The sequence below is a fragment of the Noviherbaspirillum cavernae genome, from assembly GCF_003590875.1.
Classification (GTDB): Bacteria; Pseudomonadota; Gammaproteobacteria; order Burkholderiales; family Burkholderiaceae_D; genus Noviherbaspirillum; species Noviherbaspirillum cavernae.
Genome location: NZ_QYUN01000002.1, coordinates 517583 through 529863 on the forward strand (window position 1 = coordinate 517583; position 12281 = coordinate 529863).

The following is a 12281-nucleotide window of genomic DNA, read 5'->3' on the forward strand; positions in this document are numbered from 1 at the left end:
ATGCTGCTTTGGTTGGCACAATACTTTCAACAGGATCTCGGCCCGTTGCGGGTCTTCAACTTCATCACTTTCCGCGCCGTGTTCGCCACGCTCACCGCATTGGCGATCGGGCTCTTCGCGGGTCCGGCCGTGATTCGCATGCTGACGCGCCTGAAGGTCGGGCAGGCGGTGCGTACCAACGGTCCGCAAACGCACCTGATCAAGTCCGGCACGCCGACGATGGGCGGTGCGCTGATCCTGCTCGCGATCGGCATTTCCACCTTGCTGTGGTCCGACTGGAGCAACCGCTTCGTCTGGGTGGTGCTGGTCGTGACGCTCGGCTACGGCGCGATCGGCTGGGTCGACGACTACCGCAAGGTGGTCTACAAGAACCCGGACGGCATGTCGTCGAAGGAAAAATACTTCTGGCAATCGCTGATCGGCATTGCCGCAGCGCTGTATCTCGCGTTCTCGGTGTCCGCGCCGACCAATACGCAGGTATGGAATCTGTTCATTGAATGGGTGCAGTCCGGCTTCAATCTCGACCTGCCGCCGAAGGCCGACCTGATCGTGCCCTTCTTCAAGACCATCAGCTATCCGCTCGGCGTGTGGGGCTTCATCGCGCTGACCTACTTCGTCATCGTCGGCACCAGCAATGCGGTCAATCTGACGGACGGCCTCGACGGACTGGCGATCATGCCGACCGTGATGGTCGGTTCGGCGCTGGGACTGATCGCCTACCTGACCGGCAGCGCGATCTATTCGAAGTACCTGTTCATTCCGCACATTCCGGGGTCGGCAGAGCTGCTGATCTTCTGCGGCGCGATGGCGGGTGCGGGGCTGGCCTTCCTCTGGTTCAACGCGCATCCGGCGGAGGTGTTCATGGGTGACGTCGGCGCGCTGGCGCTGGGCGGCGCGCTCGGCACGATCGCGGTCATCGTGCGGCAGGAAATCGTGCTGTTCATCATGGGTGGCATCTTCGTCGTCGAGACGCTGTCGGTCATGCTGCAGGTCGGCTATTTCAAGTACACGAAAGCGCGCTTCGGCGTCGGCCGCCGCATCCTGCTGATGGCGCCGCTGCATCATCATTTCGAACAGAAGGGCTGGAAGGAAACGAAGGTCGTGGTGCGGTTCTGGATCGTCACGATGATCCTGGTGTTGTTCGGACTCTCAACCTTGAAGCTGCGCTGATGAACTACGACGGCAAACACGTTCTCGTTCTCGGGCTCGGCGAATCCGGGCTGGCAATGGCGCTGTGGCTCGCACGCTGCGGCGCGACCTTGCGCGTGGCCGACACGCGCGACGAGTCGCAACTGATGCAGCGTCTGGCGGACCTGCGCGCAGCGGTGCCGGACGCCGCATTCGTCGGCGGCGCATTCGGCGCCGGCCTGCTGGAGGGAGTCGATTTCGTGGCAGTCAGCCCGGGCCTTGCGCCGACGCGTGAACTGACGGACATCATTCCCGCCGCGCAGGAAAAGAACATTCCCTTGTGGGGTGAAATCGAACTGTTCGCGCAGGCGCTCGCCGCACTGCGCGCCGAGCGCGAGTATGCGCCGAAGGTGATTGCGATCACCGGCACCAACGGCAAGACCACCGTCACCAGTCTGACCGGTCTGCTGTGCCAGCGCGCCGGACTCAAGACGCAAGTCGCCGGCAACATCAGTCCCGCCGCGCTCGATGTGCTGCGCGCCGCGCTCGATGGCGGCGAGCTGCCGCAGGCGTGGGTGCTGGAGCTGTCGAGCTTCCAGCTGCACTGGACGCGCAGCCTGCAAGCCGACGTGGCGACCGTGCTCAACGTCACGCAGGACCATCTCGACTGGCATGGCGACATGGACGCCTATGCCGAGGACAAGGCGCGCATCTTCGGCGCGCACACCATTCGTCTGCTGAACCGCGATGACGCGAGAGTGATGCAGATGGCGTCGCCGCTGGCATCTGTGATCACGTTCGGCGCGGATGAGCCGGACCGTCACGACAGCTTCGGGCTGGTCGACGACAACGGCATGCAATGGCTGGCGGTTGCGGCCGCAGCCGAGGATGGCACAAGTGGCAACGACAAGCGTCGCCGCAAGAAGGACAGCGTCGAGTTGCCGATCATGGTCAACCGCCTGATGCCGGTCGATGCGCTGAAGATTCGTGGCCTGCACAACGCGATCAATGCCGTGGCCGCGCTGGCCCTGTGTCGCGCGATCGGTCTGCCGCTCGCGCCCTTGCTGCACGGCTTGCGCGACTATCACGGCGAGCCGCACCGGGTGGAAATGGTGGCGAACGTCGGCGGCGCGGATTACTACGACGACAGCAAGGGCACGAATGTCGGCGCGACGGTGGCCGCCTTGAACGGACTCGGTCCGATGCTGGGCGGCTCCAGCCGCCTGGTGCTGATCGCGGGAGGCGAGGGCAAGGGCCAGGATTTTTCACCGCTGGCCGAGCCGGTTGCGAAGTATGTGCGCGCGGTGCTGCTGATCGGTCGCGATGCACTGGTGATGCGCGTCGCGCTTGCGCAGTCCGGCATCGCGCTGATCGATTGCGAGACGCTGGAAGCGGCGGTGCACAAGGCCGCCGAACTGGCGCAGGCCGGAGATGCGGTATTGCTGTCGCCCGCCTGCGCCAGCTTCGACATGTTCCGCAACTATGCGCATCGGGCACAGGTATTCGTCGATACAGTGCGCGAGATTGCGCTGTCGCGCGGCGAGGTGATCGCATGAGATTCGCACTGCCATCCTTTTCTTCCGCAACGGCGCGCCAGCCGGTGGGCACGCTCGCCCAGCGTTCGAAGATGATGGAATACGACCAGCCGCTGGCCTGGGTCGTGGTGCTGTTGATGCTGTTCGGCATGGTGATGGTGTATTCGGCATCGATCTCGCTGCCCGATTCGCCGAAATATGCGAACTACAAGAACTCGCATTTTCTGATGCGGCAGGCCACCTTCATCGGCGTCGCGCTGTTCGCCGCTCTGCTGGCGTTCCGCGTGCGGATCGAGACGTGGCAGCGCCTCGCGCCTTATCTGTTCGTCGCCACCATGGTGCTGCTGGTGCTGGTGCTGGTGCCGGGTATCGGCAAGGGCGTCAACGGCGCGCGGCGCTGGCTGTCGTTCAAGGTATTCAACCTGCAGCCGTCGGAAATGATGAAGCTGTTCGTGGTGCTATACGCAGCCGACTACACCGTGCGCAAGCAGCAGTTCATGCACAAGCTGACCAAGGGCTTTCTGCCGATGGCGGCGGCGATCGGCTTTGTCGGGCTGCTGTTGCTGCTGGAGCCGGACCTCGGCGCATTCGGCGTGATCGTGTGCATCGCGATGGGCATCCTGTTCCTGGGCGGCATCAACGGCATCTGGTTCGGCGGCATCGGCGTGACCCTGGTCGGCATGTTCTCGATGGTGATCCTGCTGTCGCCCTGGCGGCGCGAACGCATCTTCGCGTACCTGAATCCGTGGCAGGAGGAAAACGCGCTCGGCAAGGCGTATCAGCTTTCGCATTCGCTGATCGCCTTCGGCCGCGGCGAACTGTTCGGGGTCGGACTCGGCGGCAGCGTCGAGAAACTGCATTACCTGCCGGAAGCGCATACCGACTTCCTGCTTGCGGTGATCGGCGAGGAGCTCGGCTTTGCCGGCGTGCTGGTGGTCGTCGTCATGTTCTACTGGATCATCAAGCGCGCATTCGAAATCGGCCGTCAGGCCATTGCGATGGACCTCACCTTCGCGGGCCTCGCAGCGAAGGGCATCGGCATCTGGATCGGGGTGCAGGCGTTCATCAACATGGGCGTCAACCTCGGCCTTCTGCCGACCAAGGGATTGACCCTGCCGCTGATGAGTTACGGCGGATCGGGCGTGATGATCAACTGCGTCGGCCTGGCTATCTTGCTGCGCATCGACTATGAGAACAGAGTCCTGATGCGGGGAGGGCGCGTATGAAACGTCTCCTGATCATGGCAGCCGGCACCGGCGGTCATATCTTCCCCGGCCTCGCGATTGCGCAGACGATGCGCGAGCGCGGCTGGCAGGTATCGTGGCTCGGCACCATGCACGGCATGGAGCGCGACATCGTGCCGAAGCACAAGGTCGAGATGGATTCGATCGACTTCGCCGGACTGCGCGGCAAGGGCTTGATGCACACGGTGCGCGGCGTGTTCAAGATGGCGGCCGGTTTTGTCCGCTGCTTCAACATCATCGGACGCCGCAGGCCCGATGTCGTGCTGGGCATGGGCGGCTATGTCACCGTGCCGGGCGGTGCGATGGCGAAGTTGCGTGGCGTGCCGCTGGTGCTGGTGAATGCGGACGCGGCTCTGCTGCTGTCGAACAAGACGCTCGCGCCGCTGGCAAAGCGCGTCCTGTTCGGCTTTCCCGCTGATTTCGGCAGTGCTGCCGGCAAGGCGATTGTCACCGGCAATCCGGTGCGCCAGGAAATCATCGCGCTGCCATTGCCGGCGCAGCGTTATCCGGGCCGCAGCGGCCCGTTGCGCTTGCTGGTGGTGGGCGGCAGCCTCGGCGCGAGAGTGCTGAACGAGTCCCTGCCTGCCGCGCTGGCGCGCATTCCGGCGGAGTTGCGACCGACGGTCACGCACCAGTCGGGCAAACAGCACATCGACGCCTTGCGCGCCGCGTACGCAAAAGCGCAGGTGCAGGCCGAGGTGCTGGATTTCATCGACGACATGCCGCGCCGCTATGCGGACGCGGACCTGGTGATCTGCCGCGCCGGCGCGATCACCGTGTCGGAACTGACGGCGGCCGGCGTCGCCAGCGTGCTGGTGCCGCTGGTCGCATCGACCACTTCGCATCAACGCGATAACGCGCAGTGGATGGCCGGCCAGGATGCAGCCATCCATCTGCCGCAAACGGAACTGACGCCGGAAAAACTGGCGGATTTGTTGCAGTCGCTGACACGCGAACGCTGCCTGGCAATGGCGGAGGCAGCTCACGCCATCGGAAGGCGGCAGGCGAACGAGGCGATTGCGGATGTATTGGAAGAATTGAGTAACAAGACATGAAACACAAGGTAAAAAACATTCACTTCGTCGGCATCGGCGGTTCCGGCATGAGCGGCATCGCCGAAGTGCTGCTCAACCTCGGCTATACCGTTTCCGGTTCCGATCTGGGCAGCAACGCGGCCACGCAGCGTCTCGCGCAACTGGGCGCGAAAGTGACGCAGGGCCATGCCGCGCAGAACATCGAGGGCGCGGACGCGGTCGTGACCTCGACCGCCGTCAAGCAGGACAACCCGGAAGTCGTTGCTGCGCGTGCGAAACGCATCCCGATCGTGCCGCGCGCGATCATGCTGGCGGAACTGATGCGCCTGAAGCAGGGCATCGCGATTGCCGGCACGCATGGCAAGACCACCACCACCAGCCTGGTGGCGAGTGTGCTGGCCGAAGGCGGGCTCGATCCGACTTTCGTCATCGGCGGACGCCTGAACAGCGTCGGCGCGAACGCACAACTCGGCGCGGGGGACTTCATCGTCGCCGAAGCCGACGAGTCCGACGCCTCGTTCCTGAATCTGTCGCCCTGCATCGAGGTCATCACCAACATCGATGCCGATCATATGGAAACCTATGATCACAGCTTCGCCAAGCTCAAGCATGCGTTTGTCGATTTCACGCAGCGGCTGCCTTTCTACGGCGTGGTGATGCTGTGCATCGACGACGCGAACGTGCGCGAGATCATGCCCTTCATCTCCAAGCCCATTCTCACCTACGGCTTCCGCGAGGATGCGCAGGTACGCGCGGTCGATGCGAAGGCGGTCAACAGCCACATGGAATTCACCGTGCTGCAGGATGGTTACGAGCCGATGACGGTGCGCCTGCATCAGCCCGGCATGCACAACGTGCAGAACGCCTGCGCTGCGATTGCGATTGCGCGCGAAATCGGCGTGGCCGACAGCGCGACGCAAAAGGCGCTGTCGGAGTTCCGCGGCGTCGGCCGGCGCTTCACGCGCTACGGCGAAGTCAACCTTCCGGGCGGTGGCGCGTTCACGCTAGTGGACGACTACGGACATCATCCGGTCGAAACCGCCGCGACGCTGGCTGCCGCACGCGGTGCCTTCCCGGGGAGGCGGCTGGTGCTGGCGTTCCAGCCGCATCGCTACACCCGCACGCGCGATCTGTTCGAGGATTTCGTCAAGGTGCTGTCAACGGCCGATGCCTTGGTGCTGGCCGAAGTCTATGCCGCCGGTGAGCAGCCGATCGTCGCTGCCGACGGCCGCGCCCTGGCGCATGCGCTGCGCGTGGTGGGCAAGGTGGAGCCTATTTTCGTGGAAGACATCGCCGACATGCCGGACGCGATCATGAACACGGCGCGCGATGGCGATGTCGTGATCACGATGGGCGCGGGTTCGATCAGCGGCGTGCCGGGAAAACTGGCGCAGGCAAGTTGAGTAATGCAGGTTCAATCATGAGTGCAAAAGCAATGACAAGTGAATTCGGAAAAGTCGGCGTGCTGTTCGGCGGCCGTTCCGCCGAGCGTGAAGTGTCGCTCATGTCGGGCGGCGGCGTGCTGGCAGCCTTGCAGAGCAAGGGTATCGACGCGCACGGATTCGACCCTGCGCAACGCAGCCTGGCAGAGCTGGCCGCGGAAAAGTTCGACCGCGTCTTCATCGCACTGCATGGTCGCTACGGCGAGGATGGCACCTTGCAGGGCGCGCTGGAACAGCTCGGCATTCCCTATACCGGCTCGGGCGTGATGGGGTCGTCGATCGGCATGGACAAGGTGATGTCCAAGCGCATCTGGCTCAGTCACGGCCTGCCGACGCCGCGCTTCATCGTGCTCGATTCGAAGACCGCATCCGTCGAGGAGTTGCGCAAGGTGCCGGACGAACTCGGCCTGCCCCTGATGCTGAAAGCGCCGCATGAAGGCTCGACGATCGGCATCAGCAAGGTGACCAGCGCTGCTGATATGCAGGGCGGTTTCGAACTTTGCGCCAAATACGATGAGGTCGTGCTGGCGGAGGAGTTCATCGCCGGACGCGAACTGACCGTGCCGGTGCTCGGCGCGGGGCGCAATGCGCGCGCCTTGCCGATCGTGGAGATCCGCGCGCCGCAGGGCAACTACGATTATCAGAACAAGTATTTCAGCGACGACACGCAGTACCTGTGTCCCGCGCCGCTGGACGATGCGCTGACGCAAAAGATTCAGACGCTGGCGGTGCGCGCCTTCAATGCGATCGGCTGCACCGGTTGGGCGCGGGTGGATTTCATGCTGCGCGCGACCGACAACGCACCGTATCTGCTAGAGATCAATACCTCGCCGGGCATGACGGGGCATTCGCTGGTGCCGATGTCGGCCAAGGCGGCGGGAGTCAGCTACGAGGATTTGTGCGTGGAGATCCTGAGGTCGGCGGATCTCGATCTGCATTCGTCGAAAGACTGGAAACCAGTCTAGCAAGGGATAGCCAACGACCATGTGGCATGACGTTCGAATGCTGAATGCAACAACCAACGCCCTGCTGGGTCTGCTCGCCTTGAGCTTGCTGGCATCCGGCGTGTGGTGGTTGACGCAGCGTCCGATATTCACGCTCAAGGTCATCACGATCCAGGGCATGCAGCAGGGGGCAGAGTTGCAGGAATTGCGCCACGTCAGCGCATCGACCGTCAGGAATACGGCAGTACCGCACATCAAGGGCAATTTCTTCACGACGGACCTGAATGCGGTGCGTCAGGCGTTCGAGGCGGTGCCCTGGGTGCGCAAGGCATCGGTGCGGCGCGAATGGCCGAACCGGCTGATCGTGTCGCTGGAAGAGCACGAGCCGCTCGGCACCTGGGGCGACGATGGACGCCTGTTGTCGGCGAAGGGCGATGTGTTCACCGCCAATCTGGCCGAGGCGGAAGAGGATGGCGAACTGGTCGAATTCCGCGGGCCGGAAGGCAGCGAAAAGGAAGTGGTGGTGCGGTACCGGGAATTGCAGCAATGGTTTGCGCCCGTCAAGCTGGAGCCCGAGTCGTTGCAGCTGTCCGGCCGCTATGCATGGACCGTCAAGCTCAACAACGGCATGACGGTCGAGCTTGGACGTGAACAGAGCAGCACGACATTGAAGGACCGCGTCGACCGGCTGGTCGGGATTTATCCGGAACTGGTCGCGCGGCTGCAGGACAGGATTGAAAGCGTGGATATGCGTTATCCGAACGGGTTGGCTCTGAAAGCGCATGGACTGGTGTTCGGATTGGACAAAAAGGGACTGCCACGAGGTAACTGACACATTTTTTCCGGGCATGACCGGCGCGCTGCGGCGTTGTCCGCTGTTTGCAGTGCTCGCACTGCGGCACATCGGACGCCTTGCATCGCATCCGGCCATGCCCGCCAAAATGCACCAGTTACCCCGTGACAGCCCCTCAAAAAAAGTAAGCGGAACGACATGACAAAAGACGCAAAAAATCTGATCGTCGGCCTCGACATCGGCACTTCGAAAGTGGTGGCGGTGGTGGCGGAAGTCATGCCCAACGGGAGGCATGAGGTCATCGGGTTGGGCCAACAGGAATCCAAGGGGCTGAAGAAAGGTGTCGTCGTCAACATCGAGGCGACGGTCGAATCGATCCAGCGCGCGCTCGAAGAAGCCGAATTGATGGCCGACTGCAAGATCCGGAATGTCTACACCGGCATCGCCGGCAGCCATATCCGCAGCTTCAATTCCAGCGGCATGGTGGCGATCAAGGATAGGGAAGTTACTTCCACCGACGTTGCGCGCGTGATCGAGACAGCCAAAGCGGTCAACATTCCGACCGACCAGCAACTGTTGCACACGGTGCCGCAGGAATTCATCGTCGATAGCCAGGAAGACGTGCGCGAGCCGATCGGCATGAGCGGCATCCGCCTCGAAGTGAAGGTGCACATCGTCACCGGCGCGGTATCCGCAGTGCAGAACATCGTCAAGTGCGTGCGGCGCTGCGGGCTGGAAGTGTCGGACCTGATCCTGCAGCCGATGGCATCCGCCGATTCGGTCCTGACGCCGGACGAGAAGGAGCTGGGCGTCGTGCTGATCGACATCGGCGGCGGCACCACCGACGTCGCGATATTCACCGAAGGCGCGATTCGCCACACGGCGGTGATCCCGATCGCGGGCGACCAGATCACCAACGACGTGGCGATGGCCTTGCGCACGCCGACGGCGGAAGCGGAAGAGATCAAGCTGCGTTACGGCGTATCGAAGCAGGTGCTGGCCGATCCGAACGAGACGCTGGAAGTGCCGGGGCTGGGCGATCGCGGCACGCGTACCCTGTCGCGCCAGGCGCTGGCGGCAGTGATCGAGCCGCGCGTGGAAGAGTTGTTCGCGCTGGTGCACCAGGTGGTGCGCGAGTCGGGCTACGAAGAAGTGCTGTCGTCCGGCATCGTGCTGACCGGCGGCACGGCAATGATGCCCGGCATGGTGGAGCTGGCGGAAGACATCTTCCTGAAGCCGGCCCGCCTGGGTGTTCCCGAATACAACGGCCAGCTCGCGGATGTCGTGCGCAGCCCGCGTTATTCAACGGTTCTCGGTCTGTTGCTGGAAGCGAAGAAGCAGTATCTGCGCGGTCATATCGTCACACGCCAGGATGGCTCGGTGAAGGCGATCTGGCAGCGCATGAAGGAGTGGTTTTTAGGTAATTTTTAAGTCGTATCTGGTTCATTGCATCAAAACAATAATGTCTGTAACAAACCGCAGTTTGCAGTTGCTAGTCGCCACACCGCGTGGTGACTAACGACTGACAACTGCATCTTTGATAAGGGAGTCATCATGGAAATCGATATGCTCGACAATGCATCACAAGGCACCGTGATCAAGGTCGTCGGTGTCGGCGGCGCAGGGGGAAATGCCGTGCAACACATGATCAACAAGGGTGTTTCCGGCGTCGAGTTCATCGCCGCCAACACCGATGCGCAAGCCCTGGCCCAGTCCAAGGCGAACAACGTGATCCAGATCGGCGAAACCGGCCTGGGCGCGGGCATGAAGCCGGAAGTCGGCCGCAAACTGGCGGAAGATTCCCGACCGCGCATCGAGGACGCATTGCGCGGCGCGCACATGGTCTTCATCGCGGCCGGCATGGGCGGCGGTACAGGCACGGGCGCGGCACCGATCGTTGCGCAAGTGGCGAAGGAGCAGGGCGCGCTGACCGTGGCCGTGGTGTCCAAGCCGTTCTCGTACGAAGGTGCGAAGTGCATGGAACTCGCCGACGAAGGTCTGGAAGCGCTGTCCCAGCACGTCGATTCGCTGATCGTGATCCTCAACGAAAAACTCGAAGAGATCTACGAAGACGACAGCATGATCGAATGGCTGCAACACGCCGACGACGTGCTGAACAACGCCGTTGCCGGCATCGCGGAAATCATCAACGTGCCGGGCCACATCAACGTCGACTTCAACGACGTCAAGACCATCATGGGCGAGCAGGGCAAGGCCATGATGGGAACAGCGACCGCCTCTGGCGTCGATCGCGCACGCATCGCAGCTGAACAAGCTGTGGCGTCGCCGCTGCTGGACGGCATCGACCTGTCCGGCGCGCGGGGCGTGCTGGTCAATGTCACTGCCAGCCGCAGCCTGAAGGGCAAGGAAATCAAGGAGGTCATGGCGACCGTGCGTGCCTTCGCCGCACCCGATGCGTCAATTGCGCAAGGCATCGCGTACGACGACAAGATGGGCGACGACATCCGTGTGACCGTGGTAGCGACCGGTCTCGGCCGTGCGCGCAAGAACGTGCAATTGGTGCAGACGCCCGTACTGCGCACCGGCACGCACAACGAGCCGATCATGGCCGGCGGCATGGCACAGGGCATCGGCCACGCTGCGCCTTCCCCTTCGTTCGAAGGATTGAAGGCACCGGCGGTATGGCGTCGCGAATCCGCGTCCGATACCGTGCGCGCGCTGGAAAAGAACGGCATGGAAACCTACGACATTCCGGCCTTCCTGCGCAAGCAGGCGGATTGATGGAGAGCCCCTTTCCGTAACGAGGGAATGGGGCAACATCACTGCAAAGCCGGCAAGAAAAAGGCATACTGCGGTTTGTACGCCGCACCATCGGTGGTGCGGCGTTTTCTTTTGGAAATTCCATCTAGTTCAAAGGACCTCACCATGACAATCAACATCGGCGACCGCCTGCCGGAAGGCGCACTTTCTGAATTCATCGAAGTCGAAACGGAAGGTTGTTCGCTCGGCCCGAACAACTTCAACGTCAGCGAACTGACCAAGGGCAAGAAGATCGCGATCTTTGGCTTGCCGGGCGCATACACACCGACCTGCTCGGCCAAGCACGTACCTGGATACGTCGCGCACGCGAAGGAACTCAATGCCAAGGGCGTCGATGAAATCTGGTGCATCTCGGTCAACGACGCCTTCGTGATGGGCGCATGGGGTCGCGATCAAAAGGCGACCGGCATCGTGCGCATGATGGCTGACGGCAATGCCGCATTCAGCAAGGCGCTCGGCCTTGATGCGGATTTCAGCAAGTTCGGTATGGGCACGCGTTCGCAGCGTTACTCGATGCTGGTGGAAGATGGTGTCGTCAAGCAGTTGAACATCGAAGCGCCGGGCAAGTTCGAAGTGTCGAATGCGGAAACGCTGCTGAAGCAACTGGGGTAATGGCTCCAGCATGTACAGAAAACGGCGCGGCAAGCGCCGTTTTTTTTCGCGCAGTGCCGGAACATTGTTGCAGTGCGTACAGGATCCCGTATCTGGAATGGACTGCTCATCGAATGCGGGAAAGTTCCTCAGACGGAATTTTCTGCAAACATTTCGTCGAAACGCTTGACCTTCCCTGCATGGGAAGGCTTAAAGTATTGCCAGATATCGTGGCAAACACGCACTGCATCCGTATCCGATAACCGAAATGATCCGCCTCCTCAAGACAATGCTGCTGCTGTTCATGGTCCTTGCACTGCCCGTGCAGGGACTGGCTGCAGCCATGAAGGCATCGTGCGGCCCGGGACATCACAGCGCATTGTCCGTTACCGTTGCGGAGGATCATCATCACGATGCCGATGCGGCGCAAGAGCATCACCACCATGACGGTGGGCATGAATCTTCGGTCCAACACGCATCGATTGATTCCCAGCCTGCGCCGGATGACGAGGCATCATCCGGCAAAACCGCAGGACAAAGCGCATATTGCAGCGCTTGTGCCGCTTGCTGCGTCGGCGCAGTCGCGCCACCCTCGGTTTCATTCCTGACTCCTGCGTACAGCAGTTCGGAGAACGTCGTCGTTTCTCCATCACCGCTGGTCACCGGCCATGTTCCGGCCGGCCTCGAACGTCCTCCCAAACCCATTTCCGCCTGATCGACAGAGCGCACGAACTGCATCGGACTTCACTCGTCCGCTGCCCATGCCGCTCGCATGAGTTGCGTGCCTTC

The 12281-nt window shown here is 62.3% G+C and carries 11 protein-coding genes; all 11 read left to right on the forward strand.

The genetic code is table 11. The annotated features are described in order from the left end of the window. The 11 genes from mraY (at nucleotide 1) to D3870_RS02615 (ending at nucleotide 12207) form a co-directional block, all read left to right on the forward strand. A complete protein-coding gene (mraY, locus tag D3870_RS02565) occupies nucleotides 1-1170 on the forward strand; it encodes a phospho-N-acetylmuramoyl-pentapeptide-transferase (protein ID WP_119736416.1) in 1170 nt (389 codons plus the stop codon). Then, on the forward strand, nucleotides 1170-2684 hold the full coding sequence (gene murD, locus D3870_RS02570) for a UDP-N-acetylmuramoyl-L-alanine--D-glutamate ligase (RefSeq protein WP_119736418.1): 1515 nt from the start codon (nucleotides 1170-1172) through the stop codon (nucleotides 2682-2684). Before mraY ends, murD begins: the two co-directional genes overlap by 1 nt. Next, entirely contained in the window at nucleotides 2681-3889 is a 1209-nt protein-coding gene (ftsW, locus tag D3870_RS02575) for a putative lipid II flippase FtsW (RefSeq protein WP_119736419.1), read from the forward strand. The genes murD and ftsW overlap by 4 nt, the downstream gene beginning before the upstream one ends. Next, on the forward strand, nucleotides 3886-4962 hold the full coding sequence (gene murG, locus D3870_RS02580) for an undecaprenyldiphospho-muramoylpentapeptide beta-N-acetylglucosaminyltransferase (protein WP_119736421.1): 1077 nt from the start codon (nucleotides 3886-3888) through the stop codon (nucleotides 4960-4962). Before ftsW ends, murG begins: the two co-directional genes overlap by 4 nt. Continuing rightward, nucleotides 4959-6344: a UDP-N-acetylmuramate--L-alanine ligase gene (gene murC / locus D3870_RS02585; protein ID WP_119736423.1), complete on the forward strand. Its 1386-nt coding sequence runs from the start codon at nucleotides 4959-4961 to the stop codon at nucleotides 6342-6344. The genes murG and murC overlap by 4 nt, the downstream gene beginning before the upstream one ends. A 32-nt stretch (nucleotides 6345-6376) precedes the next feature. Further along, entirely contained in the window at nucleotides 6377-7348 is a 972-nt protein-coding gene (locus tag D3870_RS02590) for a D-alanine--D-alanine ligase (protein ID WP_119736425.1), read from the forward strand. A gap of 19 nt (nucleotides 7349-7367) precedes the next feature. Beyond that, nucleotides 7368-8159 (forward strand): cell division protein FtsQ/DivIB, encoded by a 792-nt coding sequence (locus D3870_RS02595; protein WP_119736427.1) that lies wholly within the window; start codon nucleotides 7368-7370, stop codon nucleotides 8157-8159. Nucleotides 8160-8318: 159 nt separating this feature from the next. Continuing rightward, entirely contained in the window at nucleotides 8319-9551 is a 1233-nt protein-coding gene (gene ftsA / locus D3870_RS02600) for a cell division protein FtsA (protein ID WP_119736429.1), read from the forward strand. A gap of 123 nt (nucleotides 9552-9674) precedes the next feature. Next, nucleotides 9675-10862 (forward strand): cell division protein FtsZ, encoded by a 1188-nt coding sequence (ftsZ, locus tag D3870_RS02605; protein WP_119736431.1) that lies wholly within the window; start codon nucleotides 9675-9677, stop codon nucleotides 10860-10862. 144 nt (nucleotides 10863-11006) lie between these two features. Next, on the forward strand, nucleotides 11007-11513 hold the full coding sequence (locus D3870_RS02610) for a peroxiredoxin (protein WP_119741568.1): 507 nt from the start codon (nucleotides 11007-11009) through the stop codon (nucleotides 11511-11513). Nucleotides 11514-11760: 247 nt separating this feature from the next. After that, nucleotides 11761-12207, forward strand: coding sequence for a hypothetical protein (locus D3870_RS02615; RefSeq protein WP_119736433.1), 447 nt, complete (start codon nucleotides 11761-11763; stop codon nucleotides 12205-12207). Nucleotides 12208-12281: the final 74 nt, after the last annotated feature.